Here is a 22,327-nt window from a genome sequence, read left to right as displayed (position 1 = left end):
GTATATGCACGAAAACAAATGCTATTGATATCCCACCAGCCAGGGATAGCCATTTGCATCTGGACAAAGTATGCAAAGAAGAGATTCTATCTGCGAAGAGATGTACAATAGCAAGTATAACAATATACAAAGCGTCCAAGAACATTAATAAAATGATTAAGATACCAACAATGTCCAATGTACCGTAGGATGGTTGTTGCCTGGTGCAATATTCCTAATGACCACCCACGAAACTATTTTAAAGAAGACCCGAGAATTAAATTAAATTGAGAATTTTCTTTGTTGGCCAGGTAAATATTCTTTTTGAAGGCCGCGATATGTTTAGAAATACAGACCTATTATAATTTATAATTATATATAACTTTAAAGATAATTTTTTTTAATACTTCAGGTTAGTAGGGATATCCTTTATATTTTAATAAGCCTGGCTCAGGTCAGGTATATAATTTTATGAATACGAATTTAGAGGGAAACGATAGGAAAAACCTGTTTACTCGACAAGCATACTGGAGATGAATAAATCCTCATCTTCGAAGATGGTCCATGATTAACCCGTAAACCTCTGTAGCCTCTATAGTTAATTGGTCTTTCAGGTTTGGGTGCTGAGAAATAAACAGAGGCCAGTCATCTTCAGAATTACTTAATCGCCCATGAGAGCCTCTAATCAGATTAGCATCAAGGGGGATAACATCCATAAGGTATCGAAAACCCAATTTCTTTTTTAGAAGCTTTAAACCAATTTTCCCTTTGAGAAATTTTATCTTTGGATCGGCGAATGTTTCCACAGGGTCATACCCGGGCTTCCGGTGAATATCTACTGTACGCGCATAATCCGGAGCCTTTTTGTCCTCAAGCCAAAAATAGTAGGTGAACCAGGAGTGCTTATCGGCCATTATTACCAAATCCCCAGCACGTTCGTGATCCAGATGATGTTCTTTCTTACCTGCCTTATCCAAAACCAGCTCTATCCCCGGTGTATCCTGTAACAGTTTTTTTACTTCCGGTACATCGGCCGGATCCTTAACATAAATGTGTGCCAGCTGATGATCTGCCACGGCAAAAGCTCTACTGGCCCAGGTATCGAGTGTTTCAAGTCCAAGCTCGTCTTTTACCGAAATATATCCATTGCGCCGCAGTATCCTGTTGATGTGAACGGGATTGTTCACATTTGTAATACCGTATTCAGATAATACCACCACGTCCGCTCCCCGGCTCTCATAATAGGTGATAAGATTTTCACAGACTTTATCTATCTCCTGCAGATCCTTGCCTATTTTAGAAAAATCTATACCCCGCCTTTGAAGGTTGTAATCGAGGTGTGGCAGATAGATCAACGTAAGGGTTGGATCGTGCCATTTATCCACAAGCATGGAGGCATCTGCTATCCATCTGGTGGATTCTATATTTGCATTTGGTCCCCAAAAAGAGAAAAGCGGAAATTGCCCTAACTGCTTTTGCAGTTTTTGACGCAGGTCCATGGGTTGACTATGGACGTCAGGTAATTTTAAACCATTGGCCGGATACAGGGGGCGGGGAGTGACAGCAAAATCTACGGTGGAGTTCATATTGAACCACCAGAACATATTGGCACTGGTGAATTCCGGATCCTGTTCTTTCAATTGTTCCCATATTTTAGATGCCTGTACCAGCTTGTTGGACTGTCTCCAGAATTTAATTTCGTATTCATCGTGAAAGCACCATCCGTTGCCCACAATTCCATGTTCTGAGGGCCATTTTCCTGTAAAATAGGTGGCCTGGGAAGAACAGGTAACCGCAGGAAGAAGAGGCTTAATTTTATGCTGTTTTCCTTTTTCTGTCCATTTTTTCAGAAAAGGTGTATGTTCTCCTATAAGCTTGGAGCTTAGGGCTACAACATTTAGAACAACAGTTTTTTTCATGCAGTTATAAATTTTTCTTAACCCATTGAAGTTCCCGTACAATCGACTCTGTCATTTCCAGCTGGATTTCCCGTGGCAAGACTTCCCAGGTATAGGTTTCCACCTCCAGATGATTGGTAACTTTCTCCTTTTTTAAATAATTGAGAACCTGCAAAATATCATCCTGGGTTGATTCTAACCGGCCGTAATTTTTCAGAAAAACAGGTACATGAAAATGGGTGCGCCATTCCCTGGCACCAGGGTTGTTTAATTTCTCCAGAGCCTGCGGTAAATCCCGGTAATGGGAAAGCTGTCCCCGGGAATCCCGTTCCACAACCTGATGGAGATAGGTTGATTCCACAAAAGGGGTCAAGGCCTCCCTTACCAACTCCCTTTCCTCTTCTCTTTCCGCTATGGAAGCTTTAAGCGCTGCGCTTAGTTGGATCTTTCCTATTTTGATTTTCTCTGACTTAAGCAAAGCAAAAACTTCCTCCGGTTTTTCATAAACAATTGCAAAATGGCAAACATCGTAGCAAAGACGAATATGAGATTTCAAACATGTTTTGGCATCTTCTTCCGATAGATCCAGATATTCCTTTAAATAATTAATTCCCATGGGAATGAGCCATTCCTGATACCAATCTATAACCTCAGAAGTATTTTCCAGTAGACCATCCGGTTCTGGTTCAATATCCAGGTGCAGCAGCTGATCGCTTCCCTGATGGATTTTGTAAAGCTTTTCTGCAATTTTGATGATATTCAGGGTTGCCTTTTCAAAAACTCTTTTTTTATCATCCTGCACTCCCGACCAGTATTTGTAGGAAAGCGGCGAGGTGGAAATTCCTCCATCTATTTTGTGTGGAAGTAAATCCTGTAAAATATCAAATAACCGAACTGTATATTCCAGTCTTTCTATGGTAGTCCAGTCGGGCTGGTGAACTTTGTCTTTAACCGATTGATGGTGAAAACCGCCAAAAGGAAAGCCATTTAAAGTAAATACATAACAGGAATTTTTGTCAAGCCAGGTTTTGAAAACAATTAAATTTTCTCCTTCCAACAATTCCCTGCTGGCTAAATCAGATAATCGAAGTCCAATCCCAAAGGCTGTGTTTGGGGAAAGCTCTTGTTTTATCTTGGGTATATACAATTTAATATTGTGAAAAGTATCCTGCCAGCTTTCTCCGGGGTGGATGTTAGTACAATAGCTTAAGTGATAACCGCTTTTTAACATGATATTATTTTATTTCCTTTACACTTTGGCCCTGGGGAAGTTATCTTAACTAAATCGGAGAAACTTCTTGTTGGAATTTTTTTAATTTTCCTGCAGCATCAGATATTAAAGTGGGGTCCATTTCATGGACCTCAATACCACTTCCAATGCCATTTAACAACATAATGGTCAATTGTCCGCCTAAATGTTCCCGAAATTCTTCCAATCCTAAAAGAAGATTTTCTTCGGAAAGTTCAGGGCTATAAATATTAAAACCTAATGATTTAATTAAGTTGACAATTCGATTAAGAGCTTCGGAGGAAAGCAATCCTTTTAAATTTGAGTAAGTTGAATCAAGCAAAATACCTATCGCAACAGCCTCCCCATGCCTTAGCTTATAATTCGTAAGCTGCTCAAGCTTATGAGCCGCCCAATGTCCAAAATCCAAAGGTCGGGAGGATCCTGATTCAAAGGGATCCCCTCCGCCAATATGTTCCAGATGCAACTCTGCACAGCGATATATCAATTCCTTCATAGGTATCATTTTCCTGGTCGTCAATGCCGTTGAATTGGCTTCTATCCATTCAAAGAAAGAAGCATCCTTTATTAAGGCAACCTTAACAGCTTCCGAAATACCGGAACGCCAGTCCCGCTCATCCAGGGTAAGTAAAAAAGAGCTATCATTGATGACGGCATAGGGAGGGGTAAACGTTCCAAGGAAATTTTTTTTCCCGAAAGCATTTATACTGTTTTTTACCCCTATTCCTGAATCATTTTGTGCCAATACCGTAGTGGGAATCCGGATGTGACGAATCCCTCTATGGGCAATGGCTGTGGCAAAACCTGCCATATCAAGTACAGCACCTCCTCCAATGGCCACTATAAAGGAATGACGGTCAATACCGTGATTATTACTTGCTTCAAGGATCTGCTCCACAAAGCGGAGTTGGTTTTTTACTTCTTCCCCGCCGGGAACGACTAAAGGGTCTGCACATAACCTAAAGTTTTCTGGATGTGCAGCAGCATAATCCTTTATTTTACTAAATAAATCGGGATGTAAATTAACAACTCCCTGATCTACCACAAAAAAAACTTTTGTTGCTTTATAACTGCTTAGTACTTCCCCTAACAAAGGGTTTTTTTTATCAAAAATATTTTCCGAAAAATAAACAGTATAGTCAAACGAAACGAAAAACTTCTGTTCTATTGATTTTTTTTTCATTATATAATTTTTATAAAATGCTTGCTAAGCTTTTAAGTAACAGCAAATTTTTTAGCAATTCCCAGAGAAACAGGCAACAATAAAAGCACAACGGCCCCAAATATCCAGCCTGCAAAAGCCGAAGCGAGTGCGGCATTCAGGATTATGAGAGATATAACCCCTGCCTTAACTGCTTTTCCTATTAATTGAGGTTTCTTCTCTTTCATAGCCTTTATTAAAGGTGGGAAAATAAAATAGGAAAAAAGGGTCACAAAAGGTAGTACCTGCCACCAGGCAACTTCAGAAAATATTGCCAGTAAAACAAGGGCGAGGTTAATAATTCCGTAGATAACCGCCCCTCCCACCAGGGCTTTACGGTTTCCGCCATGCACTTCGCCCCGACTGATCATAGTTATGGCCGCTATATAAATTACAGGAATTAAAGCTAAAAACCAAAATTTTTGAACTGCAGAGGGTATGACACTAACTCCTAATAAAAGGTTTCCTCCCCTGCATAAGCCCATATTTACCGGGCCGAAGATAAGTTGATGTTTTCCCCAAGAATCATATAAAACAGCTAAGCCGGCCACCGCAAGGGCAATGATCCCGCTTAAGAGTGATACTTGCCAGGCGGCACCAATCCCTATTAAAAATAAAAGACTTCCCAGTATACTGGCACTTAATACTGAGGCCTCCCCACTGGGGATAGGTCTTTCCGGCCTTTCTTTCCTGTCCAGCTCTGCATCAAAGACATCATTAAAAACAATCCCGCCCCCATAGAGGCCAATGGTTGCCAGGACAAGCCATAACAATGAAAAGAGGAGGGTACCGGCTATTGTTTCCTGTGATAAAAATAATTGTAAAGCTGCCCCCGAAACGGCAAAACCCGCTAAAACATCTGCAATTGCGGTTACGATATTGGCAGGGCGCATTAGTCGAAGATGGGCAACAATTTTTTTCATTTAAGTAGTTTTTAAAATTAATTTTCAACACCTTTTATAGATGTATCACCTTCAATTTTTGGATGCTGACCTCCCCTTAAGATGGTATTTCCGGAAAGCTTTTTTCGCTGGTCCACCGGTTCCGGATTTAGCCAATCATTTTCGTTCATCTGGCCACTCTGGCCGTAAGCCGTCAGGGCATTTTGATAACATACAAGATGTATATCTTCTTCTGAAATTCCTTGATCCTTCATTAATTTAGCTGTTTTTGGCACAGCTAAAGGATCACTTATTCCCCAATCGGCTGCACTGTCTACAATGATCCTTTCGGCCCCATACTTGCGCACTATCTCCACCATACGCTCACTCCCCATTTTGGTATGCGGGTAAATAGTAAAAGCAGCCCAAAACCCCCTGTCCAATACTTCCTTTACGGTTTCTTCATTATTATGATCTACAACTACCATTGAAGGATCCAACCCGTGTTCCCTGCTCACTTCCATGCTTTTAATAGTGCCTCTTTTCTTATCTCTGTGAGGAGTATGTATCATTACGGGCAGGTTCACCTCTTTAGCGAGCTCCAGTTGCAGGCGGTAATACTTATCCTCGGCCTTGGTCTGATCATCATACCCAATCTCCCCCACAGCTACTACTCCCTCCTTGCCCACATACAGCGGTAACAAATCCATTACTTCCTCGGCCAGGGCTTCACTATTGGCTTCCTTGGAATTCAGACCGATTGTGCAGTAATGTTTGATTCCAAACTGGCTTGCCCTAAAGCGTTCCCAGCCTACAAGGCTGTTAAAATAATCCTGAAAACTACCAACTTTCGTCCGGGGCTGGCCCAGCCAGAAAGCAGGTTCTATAATTGCAACAATGCCTGCTTTTCGCATAGCTTCGTAATCATCAGTAGTGCGGGAGCTTACGTGAATGTGTGGGTCAATATACATAGTGTTTTTTATATAATTAGTAAACTAAACTTTTTGCTTAGTTTCATTTTCTTTACCAATCGTTTCCCAGTTCAACCTGCCGGAGCCTATATCCTCTTTTACTTCAGGATATTTGTTTAATAATTGCTGTGCTTCCGGTTTTGCACTCATGTTACAAGCCAGTAAGCCAGCTTGTTTCTCAAGTGGTTTTCCTTTGACGACTTTTTTAATATCTGAAAAATAACCATCTTCAAGGTAGGGTGCTATAAATCGCCATAGTTCAGGCAATACATCCCGACTGGCAGCCCACCGTTCGTGGGCAAAATCTACCAACATTTTTGCAAGCTCGGGATTTACACGCTCGTCGGCATTATAAATCCTGTATAGGGGCCGTTGCATAAATACTGCTTTAAGAAGCATTTGATTCCACGCATCCTGACCAAGAAAATCGGCAGGATAAGGATTATCCAGGACAATGGCATCAAAAACATCTGTGATGTTGGTACGCAGGCCTTCTCTTGTTCGTGTAATCAAGGCAGTCGGGAAAGTAAGAAGAGGCAGCGCGCCGTACATTGCTACCTGTTCATCCAAATCGGCGGTTTCAAAAAGCCTGGTAATATTTTTTATAAAATTTTCCTCTTCATCACCGGGCAGCATTACCAGAAAATATGTGCGAACACATTGCAAAAGGTCCCAATGTTGCGGTTGAAATCCTCTGCGAAGTTTTTCAGCTCTTATCCTTTCTTCCTTTGTAAAAGATAAAGAGTTCTTTTTTATAAAACGGGGTGCCGTGCTAAATGTAAGGTAGAAAGAACGCAACTGGAAATTATCCCTGAGTGTTGTTTCCTGAAGATTAATCCATTCCAGCCCCTTTTCATCAACTCTTTCCTCGATTATTTTCCGAAGAAATGCAGTTGCCTCCGAGCTGTTTACCTGATATTTCATAAAATTTCCGTCTATTTAAAAATCAGTCCTAAAATTGAGTTTCGGCGGGGAGTGATACCAGCGCTAAACCCGATCAGGCTATTTGTTAGGTCTAAAGTTGAGCTATAATTCCGGCTATTGCTCCTAAAATCAGTAGCGGCATATAAAATTTATTATTAAAGAATGCCAAAGCAGACATCATAGCGGCAAATGCATAAATACTAGTCCATAATTCAGGGTCTGGATCGTTCCATTTTACCAGGGCAAAGAGTAAAAACAGTATACACCAAATGCCAAAAAGTAAACGATAATATTTTGTTCTTTTTGTTGCTATCATGTTTTACACCAGGTATTTACAGCTAAAAAACAATTTATTTTTGATTTAGTTATTAAGGTAAAAAAATTAAGAGAAAAAATTTGAAGAATCATATCCATCGTGGCAGAGATTTTTTGTTCTAAATCCAATCCTTTGCCGGCTGTAAGTAATTTTTGATTTTCTGCTGTGCTTTTTCATTCTCATTCTTATTTGGAAATCCTTACGGATTAATGATCCTGGAATCAGCCTAAACAAAAGAGTCTGTAATTTTTTAAATAAATTGACTTAGGAATAGAAAAGAAGCTGTTTCGTAGAAACAGCCCCTTCTTTATGCTTTACAGGAGAATTGTTACTCTTCTACTTTACTAACTTTCCAGATAGTGCCAGTATTTTCATGATAATTATAAGGGGGTGCCATAGAAAAATCTATGGTAACCACGCCATAATCAATAATATACATGGCTCCGTCAGGTCCAAATTTAACATCAAATGGCCGCTCCAGCCCTTCTCCTTCCATTCCTTGAGCAGAAGCAGGACCACCACCCATAGTGGAAGCAAAACTTACCAGCTGTCCACTTTCTGGATCTACCCTTACCACCTTATATCCTACAGGGGTGTTCCTAAGCGGGTTTGTAGGCGGAGTCAAATCGCCCCATTCCGCAATAAATAAATGATCGGCCCACTCGCCCCAGGAAGTAGGTGCTACATCCAGCAAACTGGGGGATGAGTTAAACTCATGACGCCCTACTACTACAGACGGGTCAGGCGGAGTCAAGCCACTTGCTTGGTGGTCGATCACAAATCCAAGGTCTTTGCCGATGGATTCCCCGCCAATAAAAACCTCTGCCTGAAGGTTATCAGGTACTTCAAATTTAGGATCGGTTAATGGCTCCCTTCCTGCAGAAAAATCCGGAACTCCATACCACATATCTTCATGGACCCGCAGTGTGGCATCAATTTCATCGTTCACAGGCCGCAATCCTCGGTTGTCGTAGCCGTTTTCAGCAGCATACATATTGCCATGGCTATCCCATGTAAGGCCAATCAGGTTGCGGAATCCCCAGGCATGTGTCCTAATGGTGCCTATGGCGTTGTTAGGGTCAAACTTTAAAATAGAGCCCCCACATAAAGTGACCCCTTGAATTACCTGCCCCGGTTGAGTCTCTACCCCAAAAGGAACATACGCTCCTGTAAATACAGTATCATTTTCAACTTCAGTTCTAAAATCAGGAGATTTATAGTTTCGGCCAACAAGAACAATATCCTGGCAGGGCCTTGCACGTACATCCGGGCTTAGCATAACAAAAGGTGCCACATCGGGCCCCATTACCGCAGCATTTCCAGCCGGACCTACAGAAACATACATCAAGCCGTCAGGGCCTACCTGTATATCGTTGATCTGGTGTTCTGATTGGCTGTCAATAATGCCACTAAAAAGCTCTTCTAACTGGCCATTTTTATTTACCCTGGATACTGCCCCAGTTAAATCGTCAGCCCGGTGAGTGAAGTAAAACCACCCTTCATACCATACAAGCCCAACAATGGCAGGTATTATACCATTTCTGCTTAAATCGACTATTTCTACCATACTTCCATCCTCTCTTACCTGCATGATGCGCATAGGGGTATCCCGCTCCGGCAGAAAATCATTCCCGGCCAACACTATAAACATATTACCCTCATCATCCCAGGTTGCAGAGGTAGGACGGTTGATCCCGCCTGCCACTTTTTCAATTCTAAAACCTTCCGGCACCTGAACTATATTGTCGTCTCCAAATAAATCAGGATTATCCTGCTGATCGCAACCTGCCCTGAAATGGAAATATTCATTATTGGAATCTCCTCTGAATAGTGACCTAACGTCATCATCTGTAATAACTCCACTTCTTATGATCCTTTCCTGAGTATCGTAAACATCAGAATCCATTAAAGTAATCTCTATATAATACTCATCGGCGCCCTGACTATCGGGTAATACAAGACACAGTGGATCTGCAAAAGCATCTCCCGCACTGTTCGTCCCTGTATTATTCATAAGATCTTCACCAATTACTCTTCCTTTAGGTTGCGAAGGATCACCACTATATCTCCAGGCATCTACACTAAATTTGGCCGGGAAATGTCTGCCGTTTTCGTCGCAGTAGTTCCCGAAAATACAAAACTCTATTCCCCGGGTTGTGCTAATATCGAAGAAGGCATAGCCATACTCGTTGACTATCCTATCATCATAACACAAAACTTCCACATCTACATATTTCTTCACACCTGCCCTAAGATCGATTTCCATGGGTAAAGGATTATCGACAAAACTGGCAAGACTTCCGTCATTACGAGGGGCAATCCAAATTCGGTTACTCCCCGAGTTTACAGGGTTTCCATCATACACCGCAAAATACTCCAGGGAATAAATTCCCGGCTGTAATTGCAGATCTGAAGATTCTTTTGTAAAATAGTTGCCATCGTTGCCGGGAGTTGGATTTACCTGAACCACCAGAGGTTCTTCCATGGTCCCTACATTTGTAGGGCCAGTCAATACTACTTCTACAAAAGCCGGGGAAGCGTCAGAGCAGCCCGGAATATCGCTTAAATGTTCTTTAAGTGCTGCTCTGCCGTTGGCCATGTCATTCAGCAAAGCTCCAAAGGATATTGTTGCAAGTTCAGAATCATCCTGAACTTTCTCATCTTCGCTACAGGAAGTGAAAATTAGCGCGAAAGCTAAAAAACACATCCAAAAGTTTTTCTTTTTCATAATCATAGGTTTTGATAGTTAATTAATATTTAGAATTTTTATTAAAAGCTTTAGTTTCTCCGGAAGAAAGGCGTCAAACGGATCATTCTCCACGGCACAAGGCAACGATATTTAATAATCTCATAACCAAAATGGTTAAAAGAGATAAATTATATCACAATCAAATAATATGTAGCTAACTACTTACCTCTATAAAATTATTCAATCGAATGAAAAAATAGAATGGGTATTTACCCCCTATTAAGTTGTTAAAAAATTGACAATCACGGATTTAATATGTAATTAGAAGAAACCTGCGGTTATTTATAATCTAAGTTCAACTCATAAGTGCAACTCAAGTTAAAAATCATTGGGGGCTAGCCCCCAATGAATGGCCAAGTGCTAAATTTGATTTATGAAGAAAAAATTCAAACAACTAGACCAAGAGCAAAGATGCCATATTGGCGCTCTTTTGGAAGCAGGAAAAAACAAAAGTGAAATAGCCGATATAATTGGTGTTCACAAAAGTACAATCAGTCGGGAGCTGAAAAGGAATGTAGGAACTCGAGGACAACATGCCGGAAAATATGTGCCGCGTTTAGCCCAGGGCAAGACGGCGGACAGACGTAGGAATAAGAAGCCCATCCAGTTTACCGATGACCTTAAACAACAGGCCGCAGGTTGGCTTAGGAAAGAGCAGCTCAGCCCTGAACTGATTGCAGTCGAATGGAAATTTATGGGTATAAAAGGCAATTATAAAGATACCAGAGGTATCATAAAGGACAGGGTATCAATTGAAGAGCGTCCTGCAATAGTTGACACCCGGGAACGCCTAGGCGATGTTGAGGAGGATCTTATGATGGGCAAAAATCATAACTCTGCTCTATTGGTAATGACAGAAAGGGCTACTCTGATCACCACCCTGGATCTGCCTAAAAGCAAGGAATCGAGGATAGTAAACGAAATGATCGATACACGCTTAAATAGAATAGGAAGCAGCTGGATCAAGACAATGACATTTGATAATGGAAATGAATTCGCGGGACATCGGGAAATAGCTAAAAAGCATAAGATCAAAACCTATTTTACAAGACCTTATACCTCGCAGGACAAAGATACGATAGAGAATAGAATTGGGCTTATCAGAAGGTTCCTGCCAAAGAAAACTGATTTGAATCTGATAAGTGAAAACAGGATCAATGAGATAGAAGAATTAATCAACAATCGAAGAGTAAGAAAGTTTGACTACATTAGTCCAATAGAAAAATTAAAATCACCTTGGCCAGTTGCATTTATTACTTGAACATGGCAAATAATATATTTTATGTCGTTAGCTTTAAATTTGAACCATTCCTTAAAATGTGGTTTAATTAAATTCTCTCTTTTCTATTTGTTTATAGAAAATAAATAATCCTCGAGGCAGAGCCATCGAGGTATTCAACGGAAGAAAGTTTATTTTTAGTTTGATGAAAACCTTAGGTTTTCAAACTTTCCTCTAAACCACCGACGCAGAGCGTCGGGGAATTCTATCGATTAAATATCCTGAGGTTTAAAATCAAGAGCTAAAGAATTAAGACAATGCCTTTCTTCTGTAGGAACCCCGGGATAAGGAAAAATATGGCCCAGGTGGGAGTCACATTGTGCACATACCACTTCAGTACGTTCCATTCCAGACCTTTCGTCAAGACCTCTCTTTACCAACTTTGGGTCTATAGGAGCCCAGAAGCTTGGCCAGCCTGTTCCGGAGTCAAATTTGGTTTTTGAACTATAAATTGGTAATCCGCAGGCGCCACAGTAATAAATTCCTTCTTCTTTGTTATCATAATAGGCGTTTGCAAAAGCAGGTTCGGTCCCATCTTCCCTTAGAATGTGAAATTCTTCGGGTGTTAGGATACTCCTCCATTCTTCTTCTGTTTTCTCTACTAACGCTACTTCAATAGTATCGGCATTAACCGGATCTTCCAAAATTTTCTCAACAATGGATTCTGCTGGTTCTGTCTGAAAGCCTGTTTTATCCTCTTGCACCCAGCCACAGGATATTGTAAATCCTGTAACAAACAAACAAATTATTAATGTTGATTTTTTCATATCCTAAAATTTAGGTCTTTACTTCCGAAATTACCTAAGTGCTTTTTATTCTTTCACATCTTCAAAAGTATCAATATCATTTTTTCTTCCAGTAAAGATACTGTCTCTCCGCGCTTTTTATAGATCAATTCACTATTGCTCCTTTTAATATAACTATTTTGTTTAACTCACGGATACTTTTTCAAAGTGGGTTTTCTTGGGTATTTTTATTACAAGATAGCCTTCAACAGTTTTATCAAATAATGACCAAGAAATGACTAAGATTTATTCATTAGCTGTTACTTCCTTCTTCGTGACCTTCCAGATGATCCCGGTATAAGGCAGCCACTTACGCTTGAGTCCATTGACCTCCACTATGCCGAAGTCGACGATGTACATGGCCCCGTCCGGTCCAAACTTCACGTCGAAGGGCCGCTCGATCCCCATGCCTACTCCCCCTTGCTCAGAAGCAGGTCCCGGCATGTCATTATGAATGAAGGACTCGAGCTGCCCGGTCGCAGGATCAATGCGGACGACCAGACAGCCTACCGGTTCTTCACGTAGCAGATTGGTGCCCGGCGCCAGATCGCCCCACTCGGACACGAAGACGTGCTCCGCCCAGCGGTCCCAGGGGCCGGGTGCGACATGGAGTTTGGAGGGGAAGAGTTAAATGGGTGTCGGCCGAAGACGAGCGATTGATCGGGGGCATCAAGCCCGCTGTCCTCGTGATCGATCACAAAGCCAAGGTTTAGGACAGGGGGTCGATATGGGTTCTCAATATATATCTATAGTTTTTTATCACAATCAGGAGCAAAAGAAATAATTGAGAAGGTAAAAGCAGAAGTAGCCAGTAATTTTGATGAGCCTATCGCAGCTGAAGTACTTCCTTTTCAAAAATAATGGATAGCAGAGGATTACCACCAGGATTATAAGAAATACAATCCCGACAAACCGTATATTCAAAATGTATCTGTTCCCAGCTATAATAGATTTAAAAATAAGTTTCCTGATCTTTTAAAAGAATCAGCTAAATAAAAAATTGAATAATTAGAAAAGAGGCTGTCTGAAAAGGCTTTCTTTTTTTTGAACTACAGTCAAATAAATTGGGTTCTTAACTGATTTTCACACAATTAAAGCACTACCTATTAATCCTTTAGACACCCTTAAGAGAGTATAGTTAAATAACCAATAAATGTTACCTAAATAGATCTTAAAAATTTCGTACTCTACTTTATATAGATCACTTTTACAGTCTATGAATTTATTAACCATAAAATGAAGATGAAGATGAAAAATTCAGTAAACAATTTAACGAAATACTTCCTGTATTTTACTTTTGCTTTTGTAGCAACAAGCCTTACAGGTTGTAGTGATGATGATGATGGTTTTGAACCCTTTGAACCAACAGGTTTCTTTGAAGTAGGAGAGCAACAAATACTGACAGGAAATACCCTAACCCTTGAGAGTATAGATGTAGATCAGGACAGTTGGCTCGTAGCGGTTCGTCCCGGGGATGAGAATACCAACAACTTTATTTCAGATCCTACAATGTTACAGGAAGGATCCAATACCGATGTACAACTTACTCTTAACCAGAATTCCGTTGCTAATGGTGATCAAATCGTTCTAATGATTTTTGGGGATGACCCGAACGAAGGAATTCAGGGTCAATTTGACGAACCTGATAGAGATAACCCCATCCTGGAAACAAAAACAATAACTGTTTTCACCGAGGACAGTAATGAAGCTGCTTTCATCAACTTTGACCAAAATAGAGATGGTTTTCTCGATCAGAGCGAATTTATGAACACCTTTAATAATGATTTTGACGGATTTGATATAGATAATGATGGTTTTCATGATAATGAAGAATTCTTCAATAATATTTTCGCATTCACAGATGCTGATGACGATAACTTCATAGATGAAGATGAGTTTAATCTTGGTTTCGACGGTTTTTTTGGAAATCACATCGACAACAACTTTTCAACTTTCGATTCAGACGCTGACGGTTTTTTAAATGATGCCGAATTTGACGCGGCCTTTGCAGATTCAACAATGTTCGGCACTTTTGATGCCGATGACGATAATTTTGTAACAGAAACAGAATTTAACACAGGTATATTCAATGACCGGGATTTCAATGATGATGACAGGATTGACGCAGATGAGTTTAATCCTTTCAATAATTTCGTGAGAAGTAGGTAAGAAAGATCAAGCAATGAAAACGAAAAAAGAAGCCGTCTAAAAGTGATTTTTAGGCGGCTTCTTTTTTAATGATATTGCTTAGGAAGTATATATCTTGTTATTTTCTCCTTTGCAATTAATAAAAGAGTGAGGATATCACCTCTTTAGGCTACAGTGAACTTCCTTAGTCCTTAGATTGTGTGCCATTGCTATTAACTATTTCTGTTGTTACCTTGTTTATCCCCCGAAGTGTAAACCGTTTGAAGCCTATATTTTATTTAATATTTCCAAAAACAGCTTCTACATCCCAATACCGGTGCTTAAGATGTGCTATTCACTTCTCACTAGCAGTGGATTTCTTGCACCAAACCATTCTTTGTTTCCAGAGAAAATTCTGCTGAGGAAATTGCAAATCGGACGCCTTGTGAAGATTTTGAAAAATTTAAACCTTCATTTGAGGAAGTTAAAAGAGACGTTGACTCAGGTTACAGAAAAACTATTAGATTCCTAAAAGATGCTGGTTTCACCAAAACAACAATTAAAGAAAGTTTATTTCTTATTGTTAGAGGACAAATAGCATACATTAGCTAAAGTGCGAGAGTCATTTAAAAGCTCCAAATGCGCACATTTAGGATAACTCATTACTTTGAAGCTAGAAATGTGGAGATATTTTATGACAAAAGAAAAATAGTAATAGAAATTCCTGTGGGTAACGGCTATACACCTATTAATTTTGATTGTATGGGTCTTTCCGTTTTTTTAAGTTAATGTATAAAGGAAGATCATCGGAGCCTTAAAATCTATCATAAATATATTGAAAAATTTTCATCGGGAATGGCTGAAAGAGAAACATATTTAGGAGTAAGTGATTTTACTTGCACTGCAGTGAGAAAAAGTACTACTTATAGATGGACTACGGTTTTATTTAATAACCAAATCCCTTATCCTGTTTCAATAAACATCTTTAGCATTCTATTTGTAAGTGTTTCAAAACAAAAAAAGAGGGTGCCTGATAAAAAGCTTTCATTTAAAAAAATTTAGACATATAAGGACTTCAGAGAATCATTCTTTTCCGGCACAATTGTTTTAATTCCTGCTATATCTGATTCTAGATTAAAGAAAACGGATAAGCTAGAAGTTTAAATAATTGAATTAAAAAACCCACCGGAATATGCTACAAGAACGGTGAGTTTTTCACGAGTTTTGAATATTACAAAACTAAAATAATTTACTCGTTAAAAAGGTTAGGGTTTTCCTCTACTTTTTCCAATATTTCCGGCCTATTTGTATTGAAATCGCACTTATAAAAATTGACAACAGAGTGTGCTTTAAATTCATCCTTAATAAATCCATATTTCACCAAATCTAAAATACCTTTATCTGATAGATCCTTACGTAGCCATTCTTCTTCAAAAGCGGGATCTAAAACCAGGGGCATCCTCTTTTCTTTATTATTTATTTTGGAAAAAAAATCATTAGCATCTGTCGTTACTAAGCTTACGTTCCAATATTCATCATCAAATTCGTTGTAAATACCCGCAAAACAAAATAGCTTTCTTCCTTCAAGGTAACAATATTTAGGAACGGCCTTGCCTCCAAAATTATCATTAGGGTAATGAGGCTCAAAGAATCCATCGGCCAGGATTAAACAACGCCTTTGTCTTGCCGGTTCCTTGTAAAGTTTAGATTGAAGCAGGGTTTCCCCTCTTGCGATAAGGTTATTATAATCTTTACGGTAGGTGATAATATCTAAATCTGCCATATGAGGAAGTAAACCCCACTCCATCGGATATATATTTGAAGGATCTTCCATAGGCAAACAGAATAGGTTAGGATGAGTATAGCCAGAAACATGATAATAAGGTTCATAGATCCCATAATATAAAATCTCGGCATCAGTATAATCTTCTATAAAGTCCAATTCTTTGGTAAGACTCGTTTCGTAACACATAATTTTAAATATGGATTTAATCCATTTATATGGATTTTTACCTAATTTTGTTTTTCAATCTGCAACTAATGAAAATTTACAAAAAATATTCGCTACATAATTTAATTATGCCTCTTTCTACTAATGGAATTTCTGCCGGTTTTCCCTCTCCGGCAGATGACCACCTGGAAGATATTATTGACCTTAACGAACAGCTAATCAGGAATAAAGAGGCAACTTTCTTTGGACGGGCAGAAGGTGATAGTATGATTGGTGCCGGGATTGGTAATGGCGATCTATTGGTAATTGATAAAAGTCTAAGACCAAAAAATCAAAATATTGCGGTATGCTTTTTAGATGGGGAATTTACCGTGAAGCGCATTAAAATCGAAAAGGATATCATCTGGCTAGTTGCCGAAAATGAAAAATATCAGCCAATAAAAGTTACCAGCGAAAATGATTTTGTGATCTGGGGTATTGTTACTCACTGCATAAAGAATTTGTAATATGTTCGCCCTGGTAGATTGCAATAATTTCTATGCGAGTTGTGAAAGGGTCTTTGATCCTTCCCTCCGGAATAAACCTGTTGTTGTGCTTAGCAATAACGATGGCTGTGTTATTGCGCGAAGTAATGAAGCTAAGGCAATGGGTATCCCAATGGGTGCCCCGGCTTTTCAATTTGAAAAAGATTTTGAAGCTAAAGGAATTTTAGTTTTCTCTAGTAAGTATGCTCTTTATGGGGATATGAGCGGACGCGTGATGAATATCCTCTCTCAATTTACCCCCGAGATTGAAATTTACTCCATAGATGAATCTTTTCTTAAGTTTAATGGCTTTGAACTTTATGACCTGGAGCGAATTGGGAAAGAGATGGTGGACAGTGTGTTTAGGCAAACCGGTATTCCCATAAGTGTTGGTTTAGCTCCAACTAAAGCCCTGGCAAAAATTGCGAATAAGATCGCAAAAAAATTTGCCGATCGTACCGGCAGTGTTTACGCTATTGATTCTGAAGAAAAAAAAGAAAAAGCACTACGCTGGACCAAAATTGGCGATGTGTGGGGCATTGGCCGACAGAACGAAAAACGGCTATTAAGCATTAATGTAAAAAACGCCTGGGAATTTATTCAGTTACCGAATGATTACGCCCTGAAAAAAATGAGCGTGGTAGGCTTAAGACTAAAGCGAGACCTAACTGGTGAAAGTACGCTGGATTTTGAGAAAGTAAAGAATAAAAAAAACATTGCGGTTACCCGAAGCTTTGAAAAAATGTATAGTGAGTTGGACGATCTTAGAGAACGGGTAGCTACTTATGCAGCGAAAGCCGCGGCAAAACTTCGCAAACAGGATTCAAACTGTACCCTGCTTTATGTGTTTCTACTCACCAATCCTTTTAGAACCGACCTTAAACAGTATCGCGCAAGTATGGTGGTTAAACTAACCTCACCAACCAATTCTACTATGGTGTTAACCAAGGCTGCATTATACGGTCTGAAACAGATTTTCAAGCCGGGTTATCAATACAAGAAAGCCGGAGTCATTATAATGGGAATTACGCCTGCTTCTGAACGACAGCTTTCCCTATTTACTGAAGATGATCCCCGGCACCATATACTTATGAAAACCATAGATCGGCTAAACAAAACCGAAAATGGAAAAGTAAAATTTGCGGGAATGGATCTTGGCCGTACCTGGAAAATGAAACAGGAACGATTGTCAAATCGATACACCAGTAGGATTGATGAAATTATCCGAGTAAGGTGCAAATAAAACAGGTACACTTCCATTCTTAAAATTTATCAATCAATTTTATGTAAACTGCAAGCTTCTAAACAGTTAAATATTATAACTTTAGGAGAATGAAAACTCTTTGCCTAATATTTATAATTACACCCTTATTCCTTTTAGGTCAAGAAGTTTATTACTCTCCTTTTACTGAAACTTATCCAACTATCTTCACATCTAAATTTGAAAATATTGAGCGCAGAATTGTTTTTGAACCTGATGAGGTAACAATTGTAACCGAAACTCAAAGAGGCAAGGATATAGAAGTTTTAAATATTCAGGAAATTAAATTTGTAGATAACAGGCTTATATTACAATGTCAAAATAGGAGTAAGCGTAAAGTAACGATTATATTACCGGAGGAACAGGAGCAACTTTTTTATATAGATTATTATTACCGTTCCCCTAAAACCAATGAAGAGATCCAAATAAGGTTGCACGTTGAAGAAATGCAAATTGATCAGAGTGATATAATAAAAATTAATGTTGGTTAAGATCATCCATGGTAATCGCTGTTTTCTAAGCTTTTTAAATGTAAAATTTGCGGGAATGGATCTTGGGCGAACCTGGAAAATGAAACAGGAACGGTTGTCAAACAGATACACTAGTAGGATTGATGAAATTATTCGGGTTAAGTGTAATCTTCAACTGGAGTAAATATTAGGTTAATTAAAGTGTGTTTTTTTTTTGCAAACTCCTTTTAGATTCGAAAATAAGGTCATTTCTAAAAAAAGAAGACCTTAATCGATTGCTGTTGCTACTAAAGGTACTTCATATGGAAAAGCAAAATTTGAATGCTCTGTTCCATTGAGCCAGGACTTATGGTCTTGTGCCTTAAGAACTACCGGCATTCTTTTTTTGTTATTATGAATCTCTGCCATTAATTCATTGGCTTCAGTAGTTACAATTGAATAGGTATTAAGGGTTTCATTATTTTCCGGATTAGTCCAGGATGAATAAATACCTGCAAAGGCAAATATCTCCTGATCTGTAGGTGTAATTAAATACTTCTGTTTTTCTTTTCCTTTGGAATCTTTCCACTGCCATTCATAATAACCGTCTGCAATAATCAAACATCTATTCTTAACCGAATTCCTAAAAGCAGGTTTTTCAGTTACTGTTTCAATTCTTGCGTTGAGGGTCATTTTTTTAATTTTATCATCTTTTGCCCAGAAAGGAACCAAACCCCAATTGAACATTTGAATCTCCCCCTGGTTTTCATCTGAAATAACCGGTGTCTTAGAAAAAGTAAAAGCGTTGATTTCTAATTGAGGTTTATAGGCATCTGGCTCAATAAACCCTGCGTCTAAACTACGTTCTATTGCGCTTAGCTTAGAATTTAACTTGGTACGGTAGCACATCACATTGATCTTTATTCTAATTTACTAAAAGAAATCAGGCCATACAATAATCGCATACGCCAAAACTTTGGAAAGCTACGGAAAATGTGGAGGCTAATATAAATTGCACTTAAGAATTAAATCCCTGACTATCATTTCTGTCAGAAAAATCAAAAAAAGAAAGTGGAAGCCCTAAACGGACTCCCACTTTTTTTAACTCCTGTACAAAGTACATTTGCTTTTACTAATTTTACTTTAAGAAAAATTAGTTCTCATCTGTACCACACACTTCTGCGTGTACTATGATATATTGAGCTCCTTCACCAACGGTGAAAGTATCTGTACCAAGATCAAATTGACCCGGTGCACGGCTCTCCGGCCATTCAGATCCTACATAAATATGGGATTCTTTAAGAGTTACTCCTTCATATAGATCGAAATCTACTTCAAGGGTACTTCCGTTTTTAGTGATCACTATATGACCGGCTTCCCAACCATTTGAGGTATCATTTTGTCCGGCTCCGGCGTGGAATGGAAATCTCCAAACTCCGTTACCAACATAGAATTCGTCATCAAATGAATCTTCATCTAAAATAAGTCCCCAACCCCAGTTGTTTCCATTATATAAACCAAGAGCGTTAAGACGATTATCTCCTACCATGTATGCTGTATCACAACCTTCAGCTACTGCATTGTCATCACCGTCACCGCTTCCATCGTCATCACCGTCATCAGTTCCATCGTCATCACCGTCACCAGTTCCATCGTCATCACCGTCACCGCTTCCGTTGTCTCCATCACATCCGAATTTCAGGTGTTCATAGTCAACATTGTTATCGCCATCAAAATTGGCTTTGATTTCATTTCTGCTAAGGCTTCCTGTGATCACCTGGTTTTCAGGAGCATCATAAACTCCGTCCCAGTCAAGTAGAGTAATTGTATAGTCTATATACTCATCATCATCTGCGTATTTCGCAAGATCAGGTAAGGCAAAACAACTAGGATCTGCATAATTATCTCCCTGACCGTTTACACCAACAGTATTTATATTTTCTTCGGCGTCATAGATCACTTTTCCGTCAATAGAGATTTCTACAGAATATCTTGCAGGGAAATGCCTCCCGTTTGGCTCACAATAGTTAGCAAAGAAGCAGAATTCAAATGCTTTTGTAGTATCGAATTCAAAGAACTGATACCCGTATTGATTTACATCTCTGTCATCATAACAAAGAACAGATACATCTACGTATTTCTTCACTCCGGCACCCAGTTCGATGTTCATAGGAAGTGGTGCATCAACGAATCCTGCAAGATTTCCACCTTTTGGTGCAATCCAGGTTAAATTTCCCTGTGCATCATACACTGCAAAATGTTCTAATGTGTAATTACCCGGTACAAGCTCTAAAGCTGCATTGTCTTCAGTGAATACCTGTCCTGCAGCAAGATCTACTCTAAAAGGAGCGTCTTCACCAAGGATGTATTCACTGCCTTGCATCAACACAACCTCCACATAAGAAGGAGCGGCATCTGAACATTCAGGAATGTCACCAGTAGTTGATTGTCGGTTAGTGGAATTTTCGGCTAAATCTGCCACAATTGCCTCAAATGACAAAGTAGCCTTTTCTGTGGGGGAATCTATCCCCGTTTCATCCTCACTACAGGAGGTGAAAATCAAAGCGAATACTGTAAGAAACGCAAAATAGCTTTTAATGTTTTTCATAGTTAATGAATTTTGTTTGTTAAAAATTAGAATGGTTAATAAAATTTGAATTTCAATAGCTGAATTTTGAACCCACACTAAAAAATTCTTATTGGTCAAATGTAGAGCGCTTCTTTGAACAAGAATCTTAAAATTTTGCTATATTTATTTGACTTACAAAATGTTAAAAGGGAAATTTTCCTACATTTTATATTACATTTAACAGAAAAAGGATGTCAGCGGTGGTTTTTTAAGGAATATTTTGAAAGAAAAACTTTAGGCTTTTTAAACTAATTAGTACCCGGTAAATGAATAAAGGCTTTTTACGTTAAAAAATCACAAAAACCATCATTATATACCAGGGGGCAGTAAGAGAAGAAAGGCCGTACCAGGTAATAGGATTAATGGAAGTGGAAAAGTGGTGGAATTCTGGAATCAGTGAAGCAAAAACAAATTTGAGTTAGTAACAGAAGAGACTAACGAAATATTCAGTTAATATAAGTAATTCAAAATTTTTATTTGAGATTATTGATGTATTATCTGAACTGTTTCAATTAATACAGCAAGAAATAAAAATTAAGAATCGGTTTATTAAAGTTCCAATTCTGTCAAGCATTTTTTCAACTAAAAATGAAAATCCCCGATCTCATTAAGATTATGGGGCTTTTTCGGAGAAGAGGGGTTATACGCTTTAAAACTGCCTCGAAGATTACCTCTTTTTCCCTTCGCCGAATGATGAACAATGTAAATTTTATTATTTGCGCTATATCACTAGTGTCCGGTTAAGGAGTATGTGAATCATTGGGAAGTATGACTATATAAAGGATAAACGTTCATTGAAATATTTTTCGATTTGAAATTGAATTAAGGGAAATGATTGGAGCTTTGCCGGATGAATACAGGCAGGACAATTTTATCACAGGTTTTGGATTTTATATCCAAATATGAGTTTGACAAATGTGTAGCGAAGTATAATGGCAATTATAGGGTCAGGAGTTTTACTTGTTGGGAACAATTTATCGTGATGATGTTTGCCCAGTTCACCTATCGTGAAACCTTACGAGATATGGAGTCGTGTTTGGCTGCAATCTCTGGTAAACTCTATCACAGCGGAGTGAAAAGTAAAGTGAAGCGCTCCACCTTATCAGACGCCAATGAAAAACGGGATTGGCGTATTTATGCTGAATTTGCACAGC

The 22,327-nt window shown here is 39.0% G+C and carries 22 protein-coding genes; 9 read left to right on the top strand and 13 right to left on the bottom strand.

What is annotated here, in order from left to right:
- Window positions 1-188, top strand: a 188-nt coding sequence (locus LB467_RS17270) for a hypothetical protein (protein ID WP_224475300.1), incomplete at its 5' end; no start/stop codon positions are given.
- Window positions 189-524: 336 nt separating this feature from the next.
- Here the strand turns inward: LB467_RS17270 and LB467_RS17265 are convergent.
- From LB467_RS17265 to LB467_RS17230, 8 genes are all read right to left on the bottom strand, one after another.
- Window positions 525-1,898, bottom strand: coding sequence for an alkaline phosphatase family protein (locus tag LB467_RS17265; protein ID WP_224475299.1), 1,374 nt, complete (start codon window positions 1,896-1,898; stop codon window positions 525-527).
- Between the two features lie 4 nt (window positions 1,899-1,902).
- The gene (gene eboE / locus LB467_RS17260; RefSeq protein ID WP_224475298.1) at window positions 1,903-3,108 is read right to left on the bottom strand and encodes a metabolite traffic protein EboE; all 1,206 of its coding nucleotides are present in this window, start codon (window positions 3,106-3,108) and stop codon (window positions 1,903-1,905) included.
- A gap of 49 nt (window positions 3,109-3,157) precedes the next feature.
- Entirely contained in the window at window positions 3,158-4,309 is a 1,152-nt protein-coding gene (locus LB467_RS17255; protein ID WP_224475297.1) for a 3-dehydroquinate synthase, read from the bottom strand.
- Window positions 4,310-4,341: 32 nt separating this feature from the next.
- Entirely contained in the window at window positions 4,342-5,250 is a 909-nt protein-coding gene (gene eboC, locus LB467_RS17250) for a UbiA-like protein EboC (RefSeq protein ID WP_224475296.1), read from the bottom strand.
- A gap of 17 nt (window positions 5,251-5,267) precedes the next feature.
- A complete protein-coding gene (locus LB467_RS17245; RefSeq protein ID WP_224475295.1) occupies window positions 5,268-6,179 on the bottom strand; it encodes a TatD family hydrolase in 912 nt (303 codons plus the stop codon).
- 24 nt (window positions 6,180-6,203) lie between these two features.
- Entirely contained in the window at window positions 6,204-7,103 is a 900-nt protein-coding gene (locus tag LB467_RS17240) for an EboA domain-containing protein (RefSeq protein WP_224475294.1), read from the bottom strand.
- 91 nt (window positions 7,104-7,194) lie between these two features.
- The gene (locus LB467_RS17235) at window positions 7,195-7,419 is read right to left on the bottom strand and encodes a transmembrane 220 family protein (protein WP_224475293.1); all 225 of its coding nucleotides are present in this window, start codon (window positions 7,417-7,419) and stop codon (window positions 7,195-7,197) included.
- A gap of 328 nt (window positions 7,420-7,747) precedes the next feature.
- Entirely contained in the window at window positions 7,748-10,147 is a 2,400-nt protein-coding gene (locus LB467_RS17230; protein WP_224475292.1) for a PQQ-dependent sugar dehydrogenase, read from the bottom strand.
- 394 nt (window positions 10,148-10,541) lie between these two features.
- On the opposite strand from LB467_RS17230, the gene LB467_RS17225 reads away from it, so the two are divergent.
- Window positions 10,542-11,429, top strand: coding sequence for an IS30 family transposase (locus LB467_RS17225; protein WP_224475291.1), 888 nt, complete (start codon window positions 10,542-10,544; stop codon window positions 11,427-11,429).
- A gap of 230 nt (window positions 11,430-11,659) precedes the next feature.
- Here LB467_RS17225 and msrB read toward each other — a convergent pair whose 3' ends face one another.
- Both msrB and LB467_RS17215 read right to left on the bottom strand, forming a co-directional pair.
- The gene (msrB, locus tag LB467_RS17220) at window positions 11,660-12,214 is read right to left on the bottom strand and encodes a peptide-methionine (R)-S-oxide reductase MsrB (protein ID WP_224475290.1); all 555 of its coding nucleotides are present in this window, start codon (window positions 12,212-12,214) and stop codon (window positions 11,660-11,662) included.
- 264 nt (window positions 12,215-12,478) lie between these two features.
- Complete coding sequence (locus LB467_RS17215; RefSeq protein WP_224475289.1) at window positions 12,479-12,796, bottom strand: hypothetical protein; 318 nt, start codon at window positions 12,794-12,796, stop codon at window positions 12,479-12,481.
- A gap of 684 nt (window positions 12,797-13,480) precedes the next feature.
- Between LB467_RS17215 and LB467_RS17205 the strand changes: the two genes are divergently transcribed.
- Window positions 13,481-14,401 (top strand): DUF7282 domain-containing protein, encoded by a 921-nt coding sequence (locus LB467_RS17205; RefSeq protein WP_224475287.1) that lies wholly within the window; start codon window positions 13,481-13,483, stop codon window positions 14,399-14,401.
- An 813-nt stretch (window positions 14,402-15,214) separates the two neighbouring features.
- Window positions 15,215-15,421, top strand: a complete 207-nt coding sequence (locus tag LB467_RS17200; protein WP_224475286.1) for a hypothetical protein — start codon at window positions 15,215-15,217, stop codon at window positions 15,419-15,421.
- Window positions 15,422-15,608: 187 nt separating this feature from the next.
- On the opposite strand, the gene LB467_RS17195 is transcribed toward LB467_RS17200, so the two are convergent.
- Complete coding sequence (locus LB467_RS17195; protein ID WP_224475285.1) at window positions 15,609-16,331, bottom strand: SOS response-associated peptidase; 723 nt, start codon at window positions 16,329-16,331, stop codon at window positions 15,609-15,611.
- A 68-nt stretch (window positions 16,332-16,399) separates the two neighbouring features.
- On the opposite strand from LB467_RS17195, the gene LB467_RS17190 reads away from it, so the two are divergent.
- The 4 genes from LB467_RS17190 to LB467_RS19230 all read left to right on the top strand — a co-directional run bounded on the left by LB467_RS17190 (window position 16,400) and on the right by LB467_RS19230 (window position 18,749).
- Window positions 16,400-16,816: a LexA family protein gene (locus tag LB467_RS17190; RefSeq protein WP_224475284.1), complete on the top strand. Its 417-nt coding sequence runs from the start codon at window positions 16,400-16,402 to the stop codon at window positions 16,814-16,816.
- Window position 16,817: 1 nt separating this feature from the next.
- Complete coding sequence (locus LB467_RS17185; RefSeq protein WP_224475283.1) at window positions 16,818-18,077, top strand: Y-family DNA polymerase; 1,260 nt, start codon at window positions 16,818-16,820, stop codon at window positions 18,075-18,077.
- A gap of 89 nt (window positions 18,078-18,166) precedes the next feature.
- Entirely contained in the window at window positions 18,167-18,586 is a 420-nt protein-coding gene (locus LB467_RS17180) for a hypothetical protein (protein ID WP_224475282.1), read from the top strand.
- A complete protein-coding gene (locus LB467_RS19230) occupies window positions 18,576-18,749 on the top strand; it encodes a DUF4113 domain-containing protein (RefSeq protein WP_224475281.1) in 174 nt (57 codons plus the stop codon). Before LB467_RS17180 ends, LB467_RS19230 begins: the two co-directional genes overlap by 11 nt.
- Window positions 18,750-18,832: 83 nt before the next feature.
- Here LB467_RS19230 and LB467_RS17170 read toward each other — a convergent pair whose 3' ends face one another.
- Together LB467_RS17170 and LB467_RS17165 are read right to left on the bottom strand one after the other, a co-directional pair.
- The gene (locus tag LB467_RS17170) at window positions 18,833-19,453 is read right to left on the bottom strand and encodes an SOS response-associated peptidase (RefSeq protein ID WP_224475280.1); all 621 of its coding nucleotides are present in this window, start codon (window positions 19,451-19,453) and stop codon (window positions 18,833-18,835) included.
- A 244-nt stretch (window positions 19,454-19,697) separates the two neighbouring features.
- Complete coding sequence (locus tag LB467_RS17165) at window positions 19,698-21,152, bottom strand: hypothetical protein (protein WP_224475279.1); 1,455 nt, start codon at window positions 21,150-21,152, stop codon at window positions 19,698-19,700.
- A gap of 871 nt (window positions 21,153-22,023) precedes the next feature.
- Here LB467_RS17165 and LB467_RS17160 point away from each other — a divergent pair.
- The coding region (locus LB467_RS17160) for a DUF4372 domain-containing protein (protein WP_224475278.1) at window positions 22,024-22,327 on the top strand (304 nt) is incomplete at its 3' end.

Source organism: Salegentibacter tibetensis (assembly GCF_020164485.1).
GTDB classification, from domain to species: Bacteria; Bacteroidota; Bacteroidia; order Flavobacteriales; family Flavobacteriaceae; genus Salegentibacter; species Salegentibacter tibetensis.
Note: the sequence above shows the minus strand (reverse complement) of the source record. Positions and strands in the feature narration are given on the sequence as shown.